This window comes from Ancylobacter moscoviensis, assembly GCF_007559435.1.
GTDB lineage: Bacteria > Pseudomonadota > Alphaproteobacteria > Rhizobiales > Xanthobacteraceae > Ancylobacter > Ancylobacter moscoviensis.
Genome location: NZ_VMBP01000001.1, coordinates 1 through 20,423, shown reverse-complemented (window position 1 = coordinate 20,423; position 20,423 = coordinate 1). Strand labels below are relative to the sequence as shown.

At 68.7% G+C, this 20,423-nt stretch carries 19 protein-coding genes; 8 read left to right on the top strand and 11 right to left on the bottom strand.

Translation table 11 applies throughout. The annotated features are described in order from the left end of the window. Nucleotides 1-154 precede the first annotated feature (154 nt). Together FO470_RS00095 and FO470_RS00090 are read left to right on the top strand one after the other, a co-directional pair. Complete coding sequence (locus FO470_RS00095) at nt 155-2,650, top strand: DUF3772 domain-containing protein (RefSeq protein ID WP_246659424.1); 2,496 nt, start codon at nt 155-157, stop codon at nt 2,648-2,650. 44 nt (nt 2,651-2,694) lie between these two features. After that, nucleotides 2,695-3,321 carry a CAP domain-containing protein gene (locus FO470_RS00090; protein WP_144340905.1) on the top strand — a complete coding sequence of 209 codons (627 nt, stop codon included), beginning with the start codon at nt 2,695-2,697 and terminating at the stop codon, nt 3,319-3,321. Between the two features lie 27 nt (nt 3,322-3,348). Here the strand turns inward: FO470_RS00090 and FO470_RS00085 are convergent, their stop codons facing one another. Then, nucleotides 3,349-4,476 (bottom strand): CobW family GTP-binding protein, encoded by a 1,128-nt coding sequence (locus tag FO470_RS00085; protein WP_144340904.1) that lies wholly within the window; start codon nt 4,474-4,476, stop codon nt 3,349-3,351. Between the two features lie 77 nt (nt 4,477-4,553). Beyond that, the gene (locus FO470_RS00080) at nt 4,554-5,912 is read right to left on the bottom strand and encodes a D-alanyl-D-alanine carboxypeptidase family protein (protein WP_244616786.1); all 1,359 of its coding nucleotides are present in this window, start codon (nt 5,910-5,912) and stop codon (nt 4,554-4,556) included. Between the two features lie 237 nt (nt 5,913-6,149). Between FO470_RS00080 and hisE the strand changes: the two genes are divergently transcribed. Next, the gene (gene hisE, locus FO470_RS00075) at nt 6,150-6,635 is read left to right on the top strand and encodes a phosphoribosyl-ATP diphosphatase (protein ID WP_144340903.1); all 486 of its coding nucleotides are present in this window, start codon (nt 6,150-6,152) and stop codon (nt 6,633-6,635) included. A gap of 61 nt (nt 6,636-6,696) precedes the next feature. Beyond that, nucleotides 6,697-7,278, top strand: coding sequence for a YqaA family protein (locus tag FO470_RS00070; RefSeq protein ID WP_144340902.1), 582 nt, complete (start codon nt 6,697-6,699; stop codon nt 7,276-7,278). Between the two features lie 12 nt (nt 7,279-7,290). On the opposite strand, the gene cysW is transcribed toward FO470_RS00070, so the two are convergent. The 7 genes from cysW to FO470_RS00035 all read right to left on the bottom strand — a co-directional run bounded on the left by cysW (nt 7,291) and on the right by FO470_RS00035 (nt 13,763). Further along, complete coding sequence (gene cysW, locus FO470_RS00065; protein ID WP_144340901.1) at nt 7,291-8,130, bottom strand: sulfate ABC transporter permease subunit CysW; 840 nt, start codon at nt 8,128-8,130, stop codon at nt 7,291-7,293. Beyond that, nucleotides 8,127-9,005: a sulfate ABC transporter permease subunit CysT gene (gene cysT, locus FO470_RS00060; RefSeq protein ID WP_186291847.1), complete on the bottom strand. Its 879-nt coding sequence runs from the start codon at nt 9,003-9,005 to the stop codon at nt 8,127-8,129. The genes cysW and cysT overlap by 4 nt, the downstream gene beginning before the upstream one ends. A 115-nt stretch (nt 9,006-9,120) precedes the next feature. Continuing rightward, nucleotides 9,121-10,155 (bottom strand): sulfate ABC transporter substrate-binding protein, encoded by a 1,035-nt coding sequence (locus tag FO470_RS00055; RefSeq protein WP_144340900.1) that lies wholly within the window; start codon nt 10,153-10,155, stop codon nt 9,121-9,123. Between the two features lie 372 nt (nt 10,156-10,527). Beyond that, on the bottom strand, nt 10,528-11,274 hold the full coding sequence (locus FO470_RS00050) for a phosphoadenylyl-sulfate reductase (protein WP_144340899.1): 747 nt from the start codon (nt 11,272-11,274) through the stop codon (nt 10,528-10,530). Nucleotides 11,275-11,276: 2 nt separating this feature from the next. Beyond that, entirely contained in the window at nt 11,277-11,783 is a 507-nt protein-coding gene (locus FO470_RS00045) for a DUF934 domain-containing protein (RefSeq protein ID WP_144340898.1), read from the bottom strand. Continuing rightward, on the bottom strand, nt 11,770-13,425 hold the full coding sequence (locus FO470_RS00040) for a nitrite/sulfite reductase (protein WP_144340897.1): 1,656 nt from the start codon (nt 13,423-13,425) through the stop codon (nt 11,770-11,772). Before FO470_RS00040 ends, FO470_RS00045 begins: the two co-directional genes overlap by 14 nt. Before the next feature lie 29 nt (nt 13,426-13,454). Further along, a complete protein-coding gene (locus FO470_RS00035) occupies nt 13,455-13,763 on the bottom strand; it encodes a DUF2849 domain-containing protein (RefSeq protein WP_144340896.1) in 309 nt (102 codons plus the stop codon). Between the two features lie 140 nt (nt 13,764-13,903). Here FO470_RS00035 and cysD point away from each other — a divergent pair, with 140 nt between their 5' ends. Together cysD and cysC are read left to right on the top strand one after the other, a co-directional pair. Beyond that, nucleotides 13,904-14,710 (top strand): sulfate adenylyltransferase subunit CysD, encoded by an 807-nt coding sequence (cysD, locus tag FO470_RS00030; protein ID WP_144340895.1) that lies wholly within the window; start codon nt 13,904-13,906, stop codon nt 14,708-14,710. A gap of 9 nt (nt 14,711-14,719) precedes the next feature. Further along, a complete protein-coding gene (gene cysC, locus FO470_RS00025; RefSeq protein WP_144340894.1) occupies nt 14,720-16,672 on the top strand; it encodes an adenylyl-sulfate kinase in 1,953 nt (650 codons plus the stop codon). Between the two features lie 57 nt (nt 16,673-16,729). Here cysC and FO470_RS00020 read toward each other — a convergent pair whose 3' ends face one another. After that, a complete protein-coding gene (locus FO470_RS00020; RefSeq protein ID WP_335880501.1) occupies nt 16,730-17,554 on the bottom strand; it encodes a DUF429 domain-containing protein in 825 nt (274 codons plus the stop codon). After that, nucleotides 17,505-18,674: an NAD(P)/FAD-dependent oxidoreductase gene (locus FO470_RS00015; protein WP_144340893.1), complete on the bottom strand. Its 1,170-nt coding sequence runs from the start codon at nt 18,672-18,674 to the stop codon at nt 17,505-17,507. Before FO470_RS00015 ends, FO470_RS00020 begins: the two co-directional genes overlap by 50 nt. A 111-nt stretch (nt 18,675-18,785) precedes the next feature. Here FO470_RS00015 and FO470_RS00010 point away from each other — a divergent pair, with 111 nt between their 5' ends. Both FO470_RS00010 and FO470_RS00005 read left to right on the top strand, forming a co-directional pair. Continuing rightward, entirely contained in the window at nt 18,786-19,685 is a 900-nt protein-coding gene (locus FO470_RS00010) for an HpcH/HpaI aldolase/citrate lyase family protein (protein ID WP_144340892.1), read from the top strand. Nucleotides 19,686-19,700: 15 nt separating this feature from the next. Further along, entirely contained in the window at nt 19,701-19,904 is a 204-nt protein-coding gene (locus FO470_RS00005) for a DUF1737 domain-containing protein (protein ID WP_144340891.1), read from the top strand. The last annotated feature ends 519 nt before the right edge of the window (nt 19,905-20,423 follow it).

Below are 20,423 nucleotides of genomic sequence, written 5' to 3'. Positions count from 1 at the left end.
TGCGCCTTGACTTGGCCTTTATCGGGCCTGAGACAGGGGAGGTCCGGTTCGAATCCGCCCCCTGATGATGCTTTCTCATTCCATTGTCACCGATATTGCCATCGGCGAACCCCTTGATGCGCGGCGCGCAGGCGCCGCCGCAGGGGGCCGCGCGATGATGCCGGCGCGCGCCCTGTTCTCGTGGTTCGCCGCGCTTCTCATTGCCTTCATGGTGCTGCTGCCGGCCGGAGCTGGCCATGCGCAGGCGCCCCCCGAGCAATCGCAGGTACAGGAGAAGCTGGAAGGCCAGCGGGCGATCGTCGACGGCGTCGAGGCGGCGCTGGGCCGGGACGGCCTGCGGTCGGTGGATCTGGACGAGCTGCGCAACCGGCTGGACCCGGTGCGCACCGAGCTCGGCGCGGCGATCACGCTGCTGGAGCCGCTGCTCGCCAACATGACCAATCGCGTGAAGGAGATCGGCCCCAAGCCGGCGGACGACGCGCCGCCGGAGGACGCCTCCATCACCCGCGAGCGCGAGGCGCTGGCGGCGCGGGCGAGCGAGCTCGATGCGGTGTTGAAGCAGGCCAAGCTGCTGAACGTGCGCGCCGACCAGCTCTCCGATCGCATCACCGGCCGCCGGCGAGCGATGTTCACCGACACGCTGTTCGCGCGCTCCTACAGCGCGCTCGATCCCACGCTCTGGCTTCAGGCGGCGGCGGCCGTGCCGGTGGAGTGGCGCGGCGTCCGCTATCTGATGAACGACTGGAACGCCTATGCGGGCGCGCGCATGTCGATCTGGGGCCAGCTCGGCGTGGCCTTCGGCGCGCTCGTCATCATCGGGCTGGTCGTCGCCGCGCAGAACATGTTCTCGCGGCCGCTGCGCCGCGCCGATCTCGGCGGCGACGATGAACCGCTGCCCCGGCTGAGGGCCTGCTCGCTGTCGGCGCTGGTCGCGATCCTGCGCATGGCCGCGGCGCCGGTGGCGACCTTCGCGGTGCTGACGCTGTTCAATGCCTTCGATCTCGTCCCCGAACGCATCAACGAGCTGGCGCAGGGCGTGCTGCTGGCGGTTTCCATCGTCGCCATCGGCCGGGGCCTGCTCGCCGGCGCCCTGGCGCCGGGCGAGGCGCGGCGCCGGGCGGTGCCGCTGTCGGAGAACATGGCGCGGCTGATCTACGGCCACGCCGCGACCGGCCTGTGGATCCTCGCCGCCGGGGCGCTGCTCAACACGCTGCACCGGGTGCTGGTGGCGCCCGTTCCGCTGACGGTGGCGACCAGCGCCGCCATGTCCATCGGTCTCGTTCTCGTCGCCGCCCGCGCCATGCGCGCCCTCAACGCCGAGATGGGCGACGGGGACGGCGATGACGGCGACGGCGCGGCCGCCCGCGACGGCGCGCCCGCCGTGTCGGAGAGCAAGCCGGAGGCCAAGGAGGCGGGTACGGGTGCCCCTTCCACGGCGCTGCAATGGATCCGGTTCCCCTTCTGGGTGCTGAACCTGACCATCGCCGGCGCCCTGATCGGCGGCTATGTGAGCTTCGCCGCCTTCCTGTCCTCCCGCTCGCTCATCGCGGTGGTGATGGCGGGAACGCTCTATCTCGTCATCGCGCTGATCAACGCCTTCTTCATCGACGCCATCGCCAGCGGCCCACGGGCGCGCAGCGTCGCCAAGACGCTCGGCGTGCGCCCGGCCAGCCTCGAACTGCTGTCGGTGCTGGTCGCCGGCGTGCTGAAGGCGATGGCGGTGATCGTGATCGTCGTCGTCGTCGTGGGAACCTTCGGCACCTCGACGGCGGACCTGCGCGACCTGGTGAGCCGCGTCACCTTCGGCTTCACCATCGGCAACTCCACCATCGCCATCGGCGACGTGCTGAGCGCCGTGCTGTTCCTGGTGATCGGCATCGTCATCGCCCGCGCGGTGCAGCGCTGGTTCGCGGTGGCGATCCTGCCCAAGACGGCGTTCGACCAGGGCCTGCAGAACTCCATCGCCACCATCATCGGCTATATCGGCTCCATCGCCGTGATCGCCATGGCGATGGGACAGATCGGGCTCAACCTCGAAAACATCGCGCTGGTCGCCGGTGCGCTCTCGGTCGGTATCGGTTTCGGCCTGCAGTCCATCGTCTCGAACTTCGTCTCGGGGCTGATCCTGCTGGCCGAGCGGCCGATCCGCGTCGGCGACACCATCTCGGTGAAGGGCGAGGAAGGCTATGTCCGGCGCATCAGCGTGCGCGCCACCGAGATCGAGACCTTCGACCGCGCGGCGGTGCTGATCCCCAATTCGGACCTGATCACCGGCATGGTGAAGAACTTCACCCACGCCAACACCACCGGCCGGGTGATCGTGAAGGTCAACGTCGCCTATGACGCCGACGCGGACGAAATCCGGGACATCCTGATCGGCTGCGCCTGCGATCATCCGCAGGTGCTGCGCAGCCCGCCGCCGCGCGTCTTCCTCATGGGGTTCGGCGACAGCTATCTGCAGTTCGAGCTGCGCTGCGTGGTGGCCAATGTCGACTATGCGCTCACCGTGAAGAGCGACCTGCATTTCGCCGTGCTGGACCGGCTCAAGGCGGCGAAGATCGGCATTCCCTACACGCCGTGGAGCATCTATCGCGGCGGCCCGATCGGCGCGGCCGACAGCAAGGACGACGACGCTCCCGCCGATTCGTAGCGTCCGGCGCGGCGCCGGCGCTCTCCTCTCAGTCGAGAAACCCCATGAAGTCCTTCCTGCTGAAGCGTCTCGCCGGTCTCCTGCTGGTGCCCGTGCTGCTCGCCGGCTGCGCGGCGGCGCCGCCTTCCGGCGGGCCGGTCGACGAGACCTTCTATGCCAATATCGCGAAGGGCGGTGCGCTCGATCCGCAGGCGGCGGCCTCGCTGCTGAGCGACTACCGGCGCGGGCGCGGCCTGCCGGCGGTGACCATCGATCCGGTATTGATGGCGGTGGCGGAACGGCAGGCGAAGTCGATGGCGGCGGCCGACCAGCTCTCCCACAATATCGGCGGGCGCGGCCTGACCGCGCGGCTGAAGGCGGCCGGCTTCAGCGGGCTGCGCGCCTCGGAGAATGTCGGCGCCGGTTATCACACGCTGGCCGAAGCCTTCTCCGGTTGGCGGGATTCGCCCTCGCACAACAAGAACATGCTGATGCCCGGCGCGACCCGGCTCGGCATCGCGGCGGCGCGCGCGCCGCGCAGCAAGTACGGCGTCTACTGGGCGATGGTGCTCGCCGTGCCGGACCCGAAGGCGGAGGCCGCGGCCTCGACGACCGCGGCCGCACCGGCGGGAGCGCCCGCCTCCGGCGAGACGCAGGTGCTGATCAACGGGGCGCCCGCGCCGGGCCAGTGACCCGGCCGGCGGCACGCGGGCGGCGTCTCAGCGCCGCATCGTGGCTGGCGCCAGCGGGTTGTCGGCCAGCACCCGGCCGTCCGGCTGGTCCGGGGCCGGCAGGCCCATGAAGGCGTCGAACAGGCGCTTGATCACCGCCGGCTCGACATCGCGCACGATCATCACCAGACGGGTGCGCCGGTCGTCGTCCGGCCAGGCGGGAAGCTGGCTCGGCGGGTGCAGGACGTGCTGGACGCCGTGCAGCACGAGCGGGTGCTCGGGGTCCTCGGCGAGCTTCACGATGCCCTTCAGGCGCAGCAGCTTGGAGCCATGGGTGCCGCGCACCAGCTCCAGGAACATGTCGATGGCCGCGGCGGAGACCGGGGCGTCCGTCGCCACGGTGAAGGCGCGGATGCGCTCGTCGTGGCGGTTCTCGTCATGGGCGTGGGTGCGGGAGGCTTCCTCGGCCGCCGCCACCGCCTCGTCGGCCAGCCAGCGCGAGACGTCGGGGATCTTGGTCGAGGGATCGTAGAGCCCGGCCTCGAACAGGGCGGCCGGCGTGGCCTCGCCCTTCGCGGCGTCGAGCACCGGGGCGCCCGGCGCCAGACGGGCAAGGCGCGCCAGCAGCGCATCGAGCCCGGCCCGGCGCTCCGGCGTGTCGACGAGATCGGTCTTGGTCAGCACGATGCGGTCGGCGATCGCCGCCTGGCGCACGGATTCGGGATGCTCGTCCAGCGTCGCGGCGCCGTTCACCGCATCGACCACCGTCACCACGCCGTCCAGCCGGAAGCGCATCACCAGATAGGGGTGCATCATCAGCACGTGCAGGATCGGCGCGGGATCCGCCAGGCCGGTGGTCTCGATCACCACGCGGCGGAAGGGCGGAATGACGCCGTTGTCCATGCGCCGCAGGAGCTGCTCCAGCCCCTCGACCAGATCGCCCCGCACCGTGCAGCACAGGCAGCCCGAGGCGAGCAGCACGGTGGCGTCGTCGAAATGCTGGACCAGCAGATGGTCGAGGCCGATCTCGCCGAACTCGTTGATCAGCACGGCGGTGTCGGCGAGGCCGGGCTGCTGGAGCAGCTCGTTCAACAGCGTCGTCTTGCCGGCGCCGAGAAAGCCGGTGAGCAGCGTGACCGGAATGGGCTCCGGCGGGAGGCGGGGCTCCTCGCTCATGGTCGAAATCCTGGCCGTCGCGCGGAACAGCCGTGCCGCGCGAGAGAGAATGGTCGCCGCGCCGCGCGCCGGTGGCGCTACTGCGGGGGCGGGGGAACGAGTGGATAGCTAGGCGCCGGAGCCGGCTTCGGCAATGGCGCGGGCTGCGCGCTCGCCGATTTGGCGCTCGGCTTGGCCGGCTTCTGGGCGGGCTTGGCCGGCTTGGCGGCGGGCTTCGGCGTCGGCTTCGCCGCCGGATCGTTCGGATCGATCACCGCCGTGGTCTGCCCCTTGGCGTTCTTCTTGACCGTCGTCTTCGTGCCGGCGGGCTTCTTCTTCTCCGGCGGCGGGGGATAGGCGGCGGCGAGCGCCTCGGCGCTCGGCACCGGGCCGACCCAGACCTCGACCGGGGCCATGGAGGGCGGAAGCTGCTGCAGCAGGCTGGCGCCGGTCACACCGTCGCCAAGGCTGGCCATGCCGGCGGCGACATAGCCGCTCGCGGCGGGCCCGCTGTCGTCATCGGCCTCGGAGGCGACCGTCTTGCGCTGCGGGCCGCAGACCAGCTTGCGCATGTCGACCGGGGCGCCGCCCTCGTTGCGCAGCGAATCGACCGTCGGCGACATGTTGCCGAAAATGTTCCAGGACTGCTGGAAGCCGCGCTCCAGCAGCAGGGCGGCCTGCTCGGTGCGGTCGCGGCCGGAATTGGTGCCCAGAACTACGGCGATGAGATGCCGGTTGCCGCGCTTGGCGCTGGCGACGAGGTTGAAGCCGGAGGCGCAGATGAAGCCGGTCTTCATGCCGTCCGCGCCGGGATAGCGGTCGATCAGCTTGTTGTAGCTGCGGATCACCGACGGCCCGAGCTTCATCGCCGGGATGCGGAACAGGTCGGACTGATCGGGGAAGTCGAGCAGGATGTGCCGGGCGAGCACCGCGAGGTCGCGCGCGGTGGAGACGTTGTCCGGGTCCGGCAGGCCGTTGGGATTGGCGAAGTGCGAGCCGGTCATGCCGAGCTCGGCGGCGGTGGCGTTCATCTCCGCGATGAAGGCCGGCAGCGAGCCGCTGACGCCCTCGGCGAGCACCACGGCCATGTCGTTGGCCGACTTCACCAGCATCATCTTGAGGGCGTTGTCGACCGTCACCTGCGTGCCGACCCGGAAGCCCATCTTGGAGGGTTTCTGCGCCGCCGCGTTCTCCGACACCGTGATCAGAGTCTGCGGCGTGAGGCGGCCGCTGCGGAGCGCCTTGAAGGTCACATAGGCCGTCATCAGCTTGGTGACGGAGGCCGGGTACCACGGCTTGGTGGCGTCGTCGGCCAGCAGAACCTTGCCGCTTTCGACCTCGATGACGAGCGACGGCGTGGCCCGCGCCGCGGCGGGAACCAGCAAGGCGGTCGCAACGAGACCCGCGGTAAGCCAGGCAAGGCAATTGCGGGTGCGGAACAGGGGAAGGTTCAACACGCTTCGAGCATCCGTTTCCAGCATGGGCCGGCGATGAGCCCCCCTCATCACCTCCCTACTTACTCCGATCCCCCCGGCGGCGCAAAAGGCAAAGCCATCCGTAATACCCGCACCGGCACCGGATACCACCGGTGCGGAAGGGCTTCCCGAAGGCCGCGCCGGCCCATCCTCCGGGGGACGGGCGCGGGGGCGACTTTCGCTACAAGCTCTTCATGAATGTGGATTTAAGATCGCAGCATGAGTGATTCGATTCGCCGCCTCCATGCTGCCGTGGTCGCGACGCGCCGAGGTCGGAACCCCTCGCCGCGGACCGCGCGGCTGTTTGCCAAGGGGCGGTCGTTCATCGCCAAGAAGGTGGCCGAGGAGGCCGTCGAGGTCGCGCTCGACGGGGTAACCGGCGACACGGCCGGCACGGTACGCGAGAGCGCGGACCTCCTCTACAATCTCGTCGTGCTGTGGGTGGAGCTCGGCATCGATCCGGAGGATGTGTGGGCGGAGATGCGCCGGCGCGAGGAACTGATGGGCATGGCCGAGAAGCTGCCCAAGCGCGGCGGCAAGCACGGCCCCGGCGTCCTCAACGGCGATCTCTTCCAGGACAGCCGCTCGCGCGACAGCCGGTCGCACACCGACCTGCCGGCCGATTTCCTTTCGGTCGCCCGCCGCGAGGGGGCCGACCCGGGCGGGGGCCCCGGCAAGGCCCAGGGCGCCGGCCGCCGCCGCTGAGCGGCCGCAATCGGCCTGTCTAAGCTACGCCTTTCATCTCCCACCAAACCACCGGACCATCATGCTGCGCCGCCTCTATCAATGGGTGATCGACCTTGCCGAGCGGCGCTCGGCGCCGTGGGCGCTGGCGGGGGTCTCCTTCGCCGAGAGCTCCTTCTTCCCCGTGCCGCCGGATGTGATGCTGGTACCGATGTGCCTGGCGCGGCCCAAGCTCGCCTGGTGGTACGCGACGCTGTGCACCCTCGCTTCCGTGGTGGGCGGCCTCGCGGGCTACGCGATCGGCGCGCTGCTGTACGAATCGGTCGGGCAGTTCCTGATCCAGCTCTATGGCTACGGATCGAAGGTCGAGGCCTTCACCGAGGCCTATCAGCGCTACGGCCACTGGATCATCCTGATCAAGGGCCTGACGCCGATTCCCTACAAGGTGGTGACGATCACCTCGGGCTTCGCCCATTACAGCCTGTTCTGGTTCGTCGTGCTGTCGCTGATCACCCGCGGCCTGCGCTTCTTCATGGTCGCCGGCCTGCTCTACTGGATCGGGCCGTCGGCGCGAAGCTTCATCGAGGAGCGGCTGGGTCTGGTGACCGCCGTGTTCGTCATCGTGCTGGTCGGCGGCTTCATCGCGGCGGTCTATCTGTTCTGAGGAACGGGCGCCTCAGTGCCGCCCGCTGCGGCTGACCAGCCGGGCTTCCAGAGCGGTCTTCGCCAGCAGGGTGACGATGGCGAGCAGGGCCAGCAGCGAGGCGACCGCGAAGGACGCCTGGAACTGGTACTCATTGTAGAGGATCTCGACCTGCAGCGGGATGGTGTTGGTCTCGCCGCGCACATGGCCGGAGACCACCGAGACCGCGCCGAACTCGCCCATCGCGCGGGCGTTGCAGAGCAGCACGCCGTAGAGCAGCGCCCATTTGATGTTGGGCAGGGTGACGCGGGAGAAGACGCGCCAGCCGCCGGCGCCCAGCGTGACCGCCGCCTCTTCCTCCGTCGTTCCCTGCTCCTGCATCAGCGGGATGAGCTCGCGGGCGACGAAGGGGAAGGTGACGAAGACCGTCGCCAGCGTGATGCCCGGCCAGGCGAAGATGATCTTCCAGCCATTGTCGATCAGCCACGGCCCGAAATAGCCCTGCGCGCCGAACAGCAGCACGAAGATGAGGCCCGCGACCACCGGCGACACCGAGAAGGGCAGGTCGATGAGGGTGATGAGGAAGCTCTTGCCCTTGAAGGAGAATTTGGTGATCGCCCATGCCGTCACGAGGCCCATCACCGTGTTGGCGGTGACCGACAGGGCGGTGACGAGCAGGGTCAGGCGGATCGCCGCCAGCGCGTCCGGCTCGACCAGCGCGTCGAGATAGGCCTGCCAGCCCTTCACGAAGGCCTGGGCGAAGACGTTGACCAGCGGCAGCACGATGAACAGGCCGATGAAGAGTGCGGCAAGGCCGATGACTGTCCATTTGACGGCGGCGGGCTCGTCCCGCACGGGCGAGGCGTTGCTCATGCGGTTCTCCCGGTGCGGCTTTGCGACCAGCGCTGCAAGCCATTGATGATAAAGAGCAAGATGAAGGAGGCGACGAGCATGGTGGCGGCGATGGTGGTGGCGTCCGCGTAGCGGAACTCCTCCAGCCGGATCACGATCAGCAGCGGCGCGATCTCCGAGATGTTCGGCAGATTGCCGGCGATGAAGATCACCGAGCCGTATTCGCCCACCGCCCGCGCGAAGGCGAGGGCGAAGCCGGTGAGGAAGGCGGGCAGCACGGCGGGCAGCACGACGCGGCGGATGGTGGTCCAGCGGCCGGCGCCGAGCGTGGCGGCGGCCTCCTCCAGTTCGTGGTCGAGATCCTCCAGCACGGGCTGGACGGTGCGCACCACGAAGGGCAGGCCGATGAAGACGAGGGCGACAAGGATGCCGAGCGGCGTGAAGGCCACCTTGATGCCGAGCGGCGCCAGCAGCGAGCCGATCCAGCCGTTTTCGGCGTAGAGCGTCGTCAGGGCGATGCCGGCGACGGCGGTCGGCAGGGCGAAGGGAATGTCGATCAGCCCGTCGAGGATGCGCCGGCCGGGAAAATCGTAGCGCACCAGTGCCCAGACGATGACGGCGCCGAAGACGAGGTTGATCGCCGCGGCGGCCAGCGACAGGCCGAAGGAGATCTTCAGCGCGTTGAGCGTGCGCTGGGCCGTGAGGATGGCGGCGATCTGCTCCACCGACAGTTCGGCGGTCTTCACGAACAGGGCCGCGAGCGGGATCAGCACGATGAGCGAGAGCCACAGCAGGGTGAGGCCGAGCGTCAGCCCGAAGCCGGGAATGACGCTGTGCTGACGCCTGGCGGCTGTCGGCGGCGCGGTTCCCACCAGCGTGGTTCGATCCAAGGTCATATCGCTCAAGGCCCGGCTCCCGGAGACGTCATGTTACGGCGAGCGCCGGACCTCGCGAAAGGCCCGGCGCGGTGTCGATGGGAAGTGTCGATGGGTGGCGCGACCGGCGGGGCGGTCAGTTCGAATAGATCTGATCGAACACGCCGCCGTCGGAGAAGTGGGTCTTCTGGGCCTTGCGCCAGCCGCCGAAGGCCGCGTCGTCGATGGTCACGAGATCGACCTTCGGGAACACCTTCTCATATTCCTTGGCGACCTCGGGATCGCGCGGGCGGTAGAAATTCTCGGCCGCGAGCTTCTGGCCTTCCTTGCTGTAGAGCAGCTTGAGATAAGCCTCGGCCACGTCGCGGGTGCCCTTGCGCTCGACATTCTTGTCGACGATGGCGACCGGCGGTTCGGCGAGGATGGAGAGCGAGGGGACGACGATGTCGAACTTGTCGTCGCCGAATTCCTTCTTCGACAGGAAGGCCTCGTTCTCCCAGGCGAGCAGCACGTCGCCGACGCCGCGCTCGGTGAAGGTGACGGTCGAGCCGCGCGCACCGGTGTCGAGCACGGGCACGTTCTTGAAGAGGTTGCGGACGAAGTCCTTGGCCTTGTCCTCGGAGCCTTCCTTCTTCAGCGCATAGGCCCAGGCCGCGAGGTAGTTCCAGCGCGCGCCGCCCGAGGTCTTTGGGTTCGGGGTGATGACCTGCACGCCCGGCTTCACGAGGTCGCCCCAGTCCTTGATGTCCTTCGGATTGCCCTTGCGCACGAGGAAGACGATGGTCGAGGTGTAGGGCGACGAGTTGTCCGGCAGGCGCTTTTGCCAGTCCTGGGCGAGGAAGCCCTTGTCGGCGATGGCGTCGATGTCATAGGCGAGCGCCAGCGTGACGACATCGGCCTCGAGGCCGTCGATCACCGAGCGGGCCTGCTTGCCCGAGCCGCCATGCGAGGTCTTGATCTCGATGGTCTTGCCGGTGTCGGCCTTGTACTTATCGGCGAAGAGCTTGTTGAACTGCTGGTAGAGCTCGCGGGTCGGGTCGTAGGACACGTTGAGCAGCGAGACGTCGGCGGCGCGGGCGGCCGGCGTGAAGCCGATAGGCGCCAGACCGACCGGCACGGCGAGGGCGGCAATGAGCGCGGCCGTGACCGCAGGTTTGAAATGGAAGGACATGACGACTTCTCCCCGGCGGCGCTCCTGCGCCGATGAATTCCATGGAGGGAGGTTTTCACGTCGATATGTCGTGGTCAATATAAAAATACATTAAAGATAGAAAATAGAGTTTCGATACATTATCGGCGTGTGAAATGGGGACGCAGGGCTTCCGGGCTGGCACAGAGCGCGGCACCGCGCGGCGTTGCGGCGGGCCTTGCGCCACTCATCCGCGTTTCTTCGGTGCCGGGGGAAGGCGTGGATGCCCGGCTCGGGGCCGGGCATGACGCGGCGCTCGATCGACGGGCATGCGGCGGGGCGGCCGGTTGACTCGGCGTGGATGAGGGGCGACGGGGCCTGCCTTTGGGCCTGGCCCGATCCGGCGCGGCCGGCTTAGCGGTCGATCGTGTTCAGCAGGGTATGGATGCCGCACTCGGTCTTGGCCTTGCCGCGCCAGCGGCCGGCACGCACGCCTTCCTCGGGAGCGGCGCGGCTGGTGCAGGGCATGCAGCCCACCGAGTTGAACCCCTTCGCCACCAGCGGATGGTCGGGCAGGGCGAAGCGCCTGCGCGCCTCCTCGACCTCGGCGAGATCGAGATTGGCGAGCGGGTTGAACTTCAGCCGCGCGCCGTCGCGTTCGACCACCGGGATATTGGCCCTGAGGCCGCCCTGGTAGCGCTTGCGCCCGTTCAGCCAGCCGTCGAAGCCGGCCAGCGCGCGGGCGAGGGGTTCCACCTTGCGGATGCGGCAGCAGGCATCGGGATCGGAGAACCAGAGGTCGCGATCCGCATCGAGCGCGGCAAGACGGGCGGCGTCGGGCTGGATGGTGCGCACATCGGTGAGGCCGAGATGGGCGGCGAGGGAGTCGCGATAGGCGAGCGTTTCCTCGAACAGCCAGCCGGTATCGAGGAAGACGACCGGGATGGAACGGTCGACCTCGGCGGCGAAGGCCAGCAGCACCGCCGATTCCGTACCGAAGGAGGAGACGACGCACAGCTTGCCCGAACCGACGAAGCGGGCCGCCTCGGCGATGATCTCGGTCGGGCCGGCATCCGCCAGCGCGCAGGCGAGCCCGCTCACATCGTCCGTGCAGGGGACGATGGGGATGGGGCCGGTATCGGCGCGCTGGGCGATGGTCATGGTCAGACTCCCCGGACCGTGCGGCCGAGACGCTGGCGCAGCAGGCTCGGACGCTCGTCGGTGGCCGGCTGGTAGAAGACGGTGTAGCGGTGGACCGCCTCGTCGAAGGCGTCGGCATCCGCCCCCTTGACGGCCTCGATCTGGTCGAAGCCGGAGCGCTCCATCAAAAGGAACTGGTCGCGCAGCACATTGCCGGTGGCGCGCAGCGGGCCGCGCCAGCCCAGCCGCTCGCGCAGCAGCCGCGCCTGGCTGTAGGCGCGCCCGTCGCGGAAGATCGGGAACACCAGCGCGATCAGCGAGAGGCGGTCGAGATAGGGCGCGATCTCGGCGATCGGCCGGTCGTTCGGCCAGATCACACCGACCGGCGCCTGACGGCCCTTCAGCGTCTCGGCTTCCCTGAGGAAGCGATCGACGCCGATGAGCACGGCCGCCCCTTCCGGCAGCGCCTCGTCGTCGCCGACGCGGACGAAGCGGTCCTCGATGATCTTTCCGTTCTCAATGAGCGGCATAGACGCGCTCCTTGAAGGGTTCGACGCCAAGCCGGGCCACGGTGTCGATGAAGAGTTCATGCGGGCCGGCGCGCAGTTCCATATAGGTATCCACCACGTCCTCGATGAGGCCCGGGACCTGCTCGTAGGACACGGCTGGTCCGAGCAGGGTGCCGAGCTGGGCATGCTCGTCGGCGCGTCCGCCCAGCGTGATCTGGTAGAATTCCTGGCCGTTCTTCTCGACGCCGAGAATGCCGATATGGCCCACATGGTGGTGGCCGCAGGCATTGATGCAGCCGGAGATGTTGATGTGCAGCCGGCCGATGCCGCGGGCGCGGTCGAGGTCGGAGAAGCGTTTGGCGATCTCCTGCGCGACCGGAATGGCGCGGGCATTGGCCAGTGCGCAATAATCGAGGCCAGGGCAGGCGATGATGTCGTTGACGAGGTTGACGTTGGGCGTGGCGAGCCCGGCCGCGTCGAGCCGCCGCCAGAGTTCCGGCAGGTCCTTCTGCGCGATGTTGGGCAGGCAGAGATTCTGCTCGTGGCCGACGCGGATCTCGCCGAAGCCGTAGTCGTCCGCGAGGTCGGCGACCACGTCCATCTGGTCCGCCGTCGCGTCGCCCGGAGGGGCACCGACGGGCTTGAGCGAGATGGTGACGATGGAGTGGCCGGGCACCTTATGCTTGTGCACGGAGTTGCGGTACCAGGTGGCGAAGCGCGCATCCTTCAGCGCCTCGACGAGTTCCGCCGGATCATCCTCCAGCGCCTGGAAGGCGGGATAGATGAAGCGGCCGCGGATCTCGGCGATCATCTCGTCGGTGAGGTGCAGCGCACCGCCGCGGATCGCTTCCCATTCGGCTTCCACCGCCTTGGCGAAGGCCTCGGCGCCGATCTCGTGGACGAGGATCTTGATGCGCGCCTTGTAGATGTTGTCGCGGCGCCCGTACTGATTGTACACGCGCATGATGGCTTCGATGTAGCTCAGCAGGTCGCGCACCGGCAGGAAGGGGCGGATCGACTTGCCGACGAAGGGCGTGCGGCCGAGGCCGCCGCCGACCAGCACCTCGAAGCCCAGCTCGCCCTGCGCGTTGCGGTGCAGGCGCAGGCCGACATCGTGCACCTTGGTCGCGGCGCGGTCGTGCGCGGCGGCGGTGATGGCGATCTTGAACTTGCGCGGCAGGTAGGTGAATTCGGGGTGCAACGTCGAGTACTGGCGCAGGATCTCCGCCCAGATGCGCGGGTCGTCGCATTCCTCCGGCGTGGCGCCGGACCACTGGTCGGTGGTGACGTTGCGGATGCAGTTGCCCGACGTCTGGATGCCGTGCACGCCGACCTCGGCGAGGGCGGCCATGGCCTCGGGCAGTTCCTCCAGCTTGATCCAGTTGAACTGGATGTTCTGCCGGGTGGTGAAATGGCCGTAGCCGCGGTCATAGGTGCGCGCGACATGGGCCATGCGGCGCAGTTGATCGGCGTTCAGCGTGCCATAGGGAATGGCGATGCGCAGCATGTAGGCGTGCAGCTGCAGGTAGACGCCGTTCATCAGCCGGAGCGGCTTGAACTCGTCCTCGGTCAGGGCACCGGAGAGGCGCCGCACCACCTGGTCGCGGAATTCGTCGACACGTTCGGCCAGGAAGGCACGGTCGAATTCATCGTAGGCATACATCGTCGAACTTGGCCTTGTATGTCGTCAGTTCAGTGCGGCAGCTCGAAAGTGGGGCCGGCGACGCGGATGCGCTCGCGCAGGTTTCCCGGCTTCACCGAGCCGTCGGCCTCGATCACCACCGGGGCGACATAGGCGCCCACGGCGTCGAGATCACGTTTCTGTGCCGCCGCCAGCAGGGCGATGGCGTCATCCGCCGTGGTGACGATGGCGGCTTCGGCGAGGTCGACCGACCAGCCTTCGCCGCTGGTGCGCCACACCACCGCGCCGTCCGTCAAGCGGTTGGCGGTGACGGCGACGGGGCCGTTGACCTTCAGTTTCTGCTGCTGGGGGGCCGCCATGGGTCCTCAAATTCCTGTTGACGGATGGGTTGAGCCTGCATAACACCAATTTAGAACGTGCAAAAGAAATAAATGCACGGATTTGACGTGTAATTAGTCCCCGGACGATACTCGGGGAGGTCAGAACGGGTCTCTCACCAATGTCCACTGCCGACGAACGGCTCGACGAGCTCGAGGCCCAGAGCATCTACATCTTCCGCGAGGCCTTCGCGCGGATGAAGCGGATGGCGCTGCTCTGGTCGCTGGGCAAGGATTCGAACGTCATGATCTGGCTGGCGAGGAAGGCGTTCCTCGGCCACGTACCTTTCCCCGTGCTTCACGTCGACACCGGCAAGAAGTTCAAGGAAATGTATGCCTTCCGCGACCATTACGCGGTCGAGTGGGGGCTGGATCTGCGGGTCGACCCGTGCCCGCCGCTGGAGCAGATGGACCCGACCCTGCCGCCCGCCACCCGCTCGGCGGCGCGCAAGACGGAAGGGCTGAAGCTGGCGCTGGAGAAATACGGCTTCGACGCGCTGGTCGCCGGCATCCGCCGCGACGAGGAAGCCACCCGCGCCAAGGAGCGCGTCTTCTCCCCGCGCGGGCTGGAAGGCGACTGGAACGTGCGCGAGCAGCCGCCCGAGTTCTGGGATCACTTCAACGCGACGCTGCCGCAGGGCGCGCATCTGCGTGTGCACCCGATCCTGCACTGGACCGAGCTCGACATCTGGGCCTACACCCAGCGCGAGAATATTCCCGTCATTCCGCTGTATTTCTCGAAGAACGGCAAGCGCTACCGCTCGCTGGGCGACGAGGACATCACCTTCCCGGTGACGTCCGAGGCGGCGACGATCGACGACATCCTCGTCGAACTGGCGACGACAAAGGTGCCGGAGCGCTCCGGTCGCGCCATGGACCATGAATCCGAGGATTCCTTCGAGCGACTGCGCGTCGCCGGCTATCTGTGAGGTCGCGCCATGTCTCTTAATATAGCGACCGCCTCCAACGTCACGCCGCTGCCGGTGGCGGCCGCCGACCGCCCGCTGGTGCGCATCGTCATCGTCGGCCATGTCGACCACGGCAAGTCGACCCTGATCGGCCGCCTGCTGCACGAGACCGGCGGGATCCCCCAGCAGAAGCTCGACCAGCTCAAGGCGATCTCCGCCCGGCGCGGCATGCCCTTCGAATGGTCCTTCCTGCTCGACAGCCTGCAGGCCGAGCGGGACCAGGGCATCACCATCGACACCAGCCAGATCCGCTTTCGCACCGCCTCGCGCGATATCGTCCTGATCGACGCGCCGGGCCATGCGGAGTTCCTGCGCAACATGATCACCGGCGCGGCGCAGGCCGACGCCGCGCTGCTGCTGATCGACGCCGCCGAGGGCGTGCGCGACCAGACGCGCCGGCACGGCTACCTCCTGCACCTGCTGGGGGTGAAGCAGGTGGCGGTGGTGGTGAACAAGATGGACCGGGTCGATTTCGCCGAGCCGGTCTTCCGCGCCATCGAGGCCGAGATCTCCGCCTATCTCGCCGATCTCGGCGTCCGGGCGAGCGCGGTGATCCCGATCTCCGCCCGCGAGGGCGACGGCGTGTCGGAACGCGGCGCCCGCACCCCGTGGTATGCCGGCCCGACCGTGCTGGAGGCGCTGGACGGCTTCGAGCCGGCGCGCGCGCCGGGCGACCTCTCGCTGCGCCTGCCGGTGCAGGCGGTCTACAAGTTCGACGACCGGCGCATCGTCGCCGGCCGCATCGAGACCGGCAGCCTGAAGGTCGGCGAGGAGATCGTCTTCCAGCCTTCGGGCAAGACGGCCGTGGTGAAGACCATCGAAAGCTGGCCCGTGCCTCCGGCCGGGCAGGAGCGGACGGCGCTTCGTGCCGGCGCGGCGGCGGCGATCACGCTCGACCGCGAGATCTTCGTCGAGCGCGGCGAGATCATCTCGACGCCGGCCTCGCGCCCGCACGCGGCGCGGCGCCTGAGGGTGCGGCTTTTCTGGCTGGCCGACGAGCCGCTGGAGACGGGAACGCCGGTGATCGTGCGGCTCGCCACCTCCGAGGCGCGGGCCCATGTCGGCACGGTGTATCAGGTCGTCGACCCCGGCCATCTCTCGACGTCGCAGGAGAACCGCATCGGCCGCAACCAGGTCGGCGAGGTGGAACTGGTGCTGTCGCGGCCGGTCGCGGTCGACCCGCAGGGGGTGAACCCGCGGACCGGGCGCCTGGCGCTGGAAGTCGGCGGGCGCATCGCCGGCGGCGGCCTCGTCATTTCGGTGCTTGACCAGGAGGCCGCGCGGCCGGCGCCGGCCGCGCGCAACATCACCCCGGTCTCCTCCGCCATGACCAGCGAGGAGCGCATCGGCCGCTTCGGCCATGACGGCGCGGTGGTGTGGCTGACCGGGCTTTCCGGCTCGGGCAAGTCGACGCTGGCGCGGGCGCTGGAGCGGCGGCTGTTCCATCGCGGCGGCATGGCGACGCTGCTCGACGGCGACACGCTGCGCGCCGGGCTGAACAGCGATCTCGGCTTCTCGGATGCCGACCGGGCGGAGAACAACCGCCGGCTGGCGGAGGTGGCGAACCTGCTGAAGGGGCTCGGGCACATCGTGCTGGTGGCGGCGGTGTCGCCCTCGGCGCAGGCGCGGGCACGGGTGCGGGCCATCGTCGGCGACCGTTTCTTCGAGGTGCACGTCGCCACGCCGCTCGACGTGTGCGAGGCGCGCGACCCCAAGGGGCTCTACGCCAAGGCGCGGGCCGGCGAGATCCGTGGCTTCACCGGTGTCGACGCGCCCTATGAGGCGCCTTCTGCGCCGGAGCTGGTGATCGAGAACGACAAGCTAGACCCGGCGGCCGGCGTCGACCGGCTGGAGGCCATGCTGGCGCAGGCCGGCGTGTTCCACCGTCCGGAGACGGCGGTGGCGGACGGCGCGGGGCTTTGACCGCGCCTGCACACCCAGAACGACGTCATGGCCGGGCTCGTCCCGGCCATTTCATTCTTACGCCCAGATGGCGATGGGCAGGCCGTGGGCGTCGCGCTCGGGCGGGGAGGGGAAGCTGACCGCGGCGTGCCGCGCGATGCGGCCTGCGGTCCAGGCGGCGGCGCAGGCGTCGATCAGGTCGTCCTCGCCGACCCGCAGCTCGCGCGCCCTGGACGGCGACATCAGCTCGAGCGGGAAGCCGGCGTCTTCGAGCAAACGGCGCCGCAGGGCGAGGCCAGGCGGGTGAGGGGCGTTCTTCACCTTCTTCGGCTGGTCCAGCGCGGTCCGGCCGTTCATCGCCCAAAAGGCTACCTCGGGGTGGCACTCGTAGAGGCGCGACTGAAGCGCGGGATCGCCCCGCAGCAGCCGATCGATCTCGACGATCTTCGGGAAGATGTGGAACGCCTGCTTGGCGATGGCTTTGGGCGGCAGCGAGGTCCCTCGCGAGACCGCGCAGGCGTGGCGATAGCGCTCCTCCTCGGGCACTGCCGCATCGACGCCGGCATGCACCGCCGCGCGCGAGGGGATGGAGAAGACGCTCGACTGCCGCCCGCCGAGCAGCGGGCGCACCAGTCGCTCCGGCGCGCGGCCTCTTGCCTCCACGCGCTCGGGCAGGCCGATCGGCATGTCGACGGCGACGATATCAGGGGCGAGGGGGCGCTCGAACAGCGCCGCGATGGCGGCGACCCGTTCGGCACGCATGGTGCCGTCCGGCTCGACGATCACCGCCACCCAGCCCCCTTTGCAGCCATCGACGCCCGCGACGCGCAGGGGAGCGGTGACGGGCGCGGGGTCAGATGATGTTGAGTTCGGCATGCGGCCGGCCGGCGGCGATGCGTTCATAGGAGAACACGCCGAGATCGAGCGAGACGGAGCGGCCGTGCACGATCCATTCGGCGATGGCGCGGCCGGCGGCGGGGGCCTGTTGCAGGCCGTGGCCGGAGAAGCCGTTCATGAAATAGAAGTTCGTCACTTCGGGATGCGGGCCGATGACGGCGTTGTGGTCCAGGAGGTTCATCTCGTAATGCCCGGCCCAGGCGCGGACGACCTTGAGTTCCTCCATCGCCGGGATGCGGTGGGCGAGGTGCGGCCAGATGCCTTCCTCGAAGATCGACCAGTCGACCTCGAAATCCCCGTCCGCGTCGGGATCGTTGTCTTCCGCCGGCGGGGCGCCGCAGATCTGGTAGGCGCCTTCGGGGCGGATGTAGAAGCCGGAGGGGTCGACCAGCAGCGGTAGCTTCGGCAGCGGCGTGCGGCAATGCACGACGAAGACGCAGCGCTTCTTCCCCTCCACCGGCAGCTCGATCCCCGCCATGGCGGCGACGCGGCCGCCGCGCGGGCCGGCGGCGTTGACGAGGACACCGCAGCCGATGCGCCGCCCGTCCGCCAGCGTGGCGCCGGTGACGCGATCCCCTTCGCGGGTGATCGCCACCACTTCGCCGGTGATGAAATGCGCGCCCTGCGCCTTCGCCGCCGTGCGCACGGCCTGCAGGAACGCATGCGCGTCGAACCAGCCTTCGCCGGAGCGGCCATAGGCGCCGGCGGCGAGATCCTCGATATTGAGCCAGGGGAAGGTGGCCTTCAGCGCCGCCGGATCGAGCAGGTCGATATCGGCCCCCTCGGCCTTCTGCACGCGGTGATTGGCCTGGAGCACCGGCAGGCCGGCCTCGGATGCGAGGATGAGATAGCCACCCTCGTGCCAGGCGAGGTCGACGTCGCCGAAGCGCTCCTTCGCGCTCTTCAGGAACTCCAGCCCGAACAGCGACATGCGGATGTTCTCGGGGATGGAGAACTGCTGGCGCAGCGAGGCGGCGGAGAGGGTAGTGGAGGAGTAGGTGAAGGTCGGGTCGCGCTCGACGACGGCGACGCGGCCGCGGAAGGCCGGATCGAGGGTGAGGAAATAGGCCGCCGTCGCGCCCATGATCGCCCCGCCGACGATGAGCACATCGAAAGTCTCGTCCATGGTCTCTTCCACGCTGAAGCGCCGCCTCGAGGGACGCGCGTGCCCGATTGGCAGCCCGTCCTTCAGCGGGATAGGCTCATCGCCCTTTCCTGCCAATTAGCCGAGCGAATCATGTCCACAATCGTCCGACCGCGCCGCAGCGTGCTGTTCATGCCCGGCTCGAATGCCCGCGCGCTGGAGAAGGCCCGCACGCTGCCGGCCGACGGCGTGGTCATCGATCTCGAGGACGCGGTGGCCCCCGACGCCAAGGCGGATGCGCGCGCGCAGGTGGCGGCGACGTTGCGCGCCGGCGGATTCGCCCCGCGCGAGGTGGTGGTGCGCACCAACGCGGTCGACACGCCGTGGTTCGAGGAGGATCTCGCCGTGGTGGCGTGGGCGAGCGCGGAAGGCGCGGGCCCGGACGCGGTGCTGATCCCGAAGGTGAGCGACGCGGAGACGCTGGTGACGATCGGGCGGCGGCTCGATGCGCTCGGCGCCGCGCCCGCGCTCCGGGTGTGGGCGATGATCGAGACGCCGCTCGCCGTGCTGCGGGCGCTCGACATCGCGCTGGCCGCGCGCAACCCGGTGACGCGGCTCGCGGTGCTGGTGCTCGGCACGAACGATCTCTCCAAGGAGACTGGCGCGCGTGTCGTGCCCGGGCGGGCGCCGATGATGGGATGGCTGTCGCATTGCGTGCTGGCGGCGCGGGCCGGCGGCGTCGAGGTGCTCGACGCGGTGTGGAATGCGTTCCGCGACCTGGACGGCTTCGCACGCGAATGCGCGCAGGCAGCGGAGATGGGGTTCGACGGCAAGACGCTGATCCATCCCGGCCAGATCGAGCCGTGCAACGCGGCTTTCACGCCGCCCTCGGGGGAGGTCGAGGCCGCGCGGGCGCTGATCGCGCTGTTCGACCGGCCGGAGAATGCCGGCAAGGGCGTGGTGCAGATCGAGGGGCGGATGGTCGAGCGCATGCATGCCGACATCGCCCGCAGGACGGTGGCGCTCGCGGATGCGATCGCGGCGCGTGGTTGAAGAGGAAGAACGCGGATGAAGCTCTATCGTTATCTGACCGGACCGGACGACGTGTCCTTCTGCAAGCGGGTGTCGGCCGCACTGAACAAGGGCTGGCAGCTGCACGGCGATCCGACCCTCACTTTCGACCCGGTGAAGGGGCGCGTGATCTGCGGCCAGGCCATCGTGAAGGAGGTGGAAGGCGAGTGGTCGGATGAGGTGGTGCTGTCCGACCACTGACGGACGAGCGACCGTAAGGCGAGCGGGAGCAAGGGTTTCGGGGCGTTCGGGCGGTTCGCGGGGCCTTCCGGGAGGGGATGCGGGGCGGCTCAGGAATGTCGCCCGCGACCGGCGAAAAGAGACCGTCCGAACGAGCCCGGAAATTGGGTCAGTGCTTCTAACCTATTGATAGGTAAGTTATTATTCTCGTTCTTGGCCGAGTTATGAACAGCGTCGCCGATCTGTCATTTTTCTGAAAAAAGCCCGTTGACAGATCCGAGGGGCTCCCCCTATAAAGCGCCCATCGACGCGGCGCCACCGCAACGGCGGGTTCGGCGCTCCTCTGATGTTCTTCTCGACGAGATGGTCGTTCAAGCGACCGGCAAGTCGCCGGACGAAGAGGTGTCGGTTGCCCTAAGGGTGTAACCCATAGGGTAAGGGGCGCAAGTCCCTGACGTCTGGCCTTCGGGTCGGATGCGCGAATTGAGGCTTCGGCCTCGTTTCGAGACTTCGGTCTCATGGGGCCTGCGTGCTCCGGCT

Coding starts and splice junctions, on each gene's coding strand:
- FO470_RS00095 (WP_246659424.1), top strand. CDS start 155: ATGATGCCGGCGCGCGCCCTGTTCTCGTGGTTCGCCGCGCTTCTCATT.
- FO470_RS00090 (WP_144340905.1), top strand. CDS start 2,695: ATGAAGTCCTTCCTGCTGAAGCGTCTCGCCGGTCTCCTGCTGGTGCCC.
- FO470_RS00085 (WP_144340904.1), bottom strand. CDS start 4,476: ATGAGCGAGGAGCCCCGCCTCCCGCCGGAGCCCATTCCGGTCACGCTG.
- hisE (WP_144340903.1), top strand. CDS start 6,150: ATGAGTGATTCGATTCGCCGCCTCCATGCTGCCGTGGTCGCGACGCGC.
- FO470_RS00070 (WP_144340902.1), top strand. CDS start 6,697: ATGCTGCGCCGCCTCTATCAATGGGTGATCGACCTTGCCGAGCGGCGC.
- cysW (WP_144340901.1), bottom strand. CDS start 8,130: ATGAGCAACGCCTCGCCCGTGCGGGACGAGCCCGCCGCCGTCAAATGG.
- cysT (WP_186291847.1), bottom strand. CDS start 9,005: ATGACCTTGGATCGAACCACGCTGGTGGGAACCGCGCCGCCGACAGCC.
- FO470_RS00055 (WP_144340900.1), bottom strand. CDS start 10,155: ATGTCCTTCCATTTCAAACCTGCGGTCACGGCCGCGCTCATTGCCGCC.
- FO470_RS00050 (WP_144340899.1), bottom strand. CDS start 11,274: ATGACCATCGCCCAGCGCGCCGATACCGGCCCCATCCCCATCGTCCCC.
- FO470_RS00045 (WP_144340898.1), bottom strand. CDS start 11,783: ATGCCGCTCATTGAGAACGGAAAGATCATCGAGGACCGCTTCGTCCGC.
- FO470_RS00040 (WP_144340897.1), bottom strand. CDS start 13,425: ATGTATGCCTACGATGAATTCGACCGTGCCTTCCTGGCCGAACGTGTC.
- FO470_RS00035 (WP_144340896.1), bottom strand. CDS start 13,763: ATGGCGGCCCCCCAGCAGCAGAAACTGAAGGTCAACGGCCCCGTCGCC.
- cysD (WP_144340895.1), top strand. CDS start 13,904: ATGTCCACTGCCGACGAACGGCTCGACGAGCTCGAGGCCCAGAGCATC.
- cysC (WP_144340894.1), top strand. CDS start 14,720: ATGTCTCTTAATATAGCGACCGCCTCCAACGTCACGCCGCTGCCGGTG.
- FO470_RS00020 (WP_335880501.1), bottom strand. CDS start 17,554: ATGAACGCATCGCCGCCGGCCGGCCGCATGCCGAACTCAACATCATCT.
- FO470_RS00015 (WP_144340893.1), bottom strand. CDS start 18,674: ATGGACGAGACTTTCGATGTGCTCATCGTCGGCGGGGCGATCATGGGC.
- FO470_RS00010 (WP_144340892.1), top strand. CDS start 18,786: ATGTCCACAATCGTCCGACCGCGCCGCAGCGTGCTGTTCATGCCCGGC.
- FO470_RS00005 (WP_144340891.1), top strand. CDS start 19,701: ATGAAGCTCTATCGTTATCTGACCGGACCGGACGACGTGTCCTTCTGC.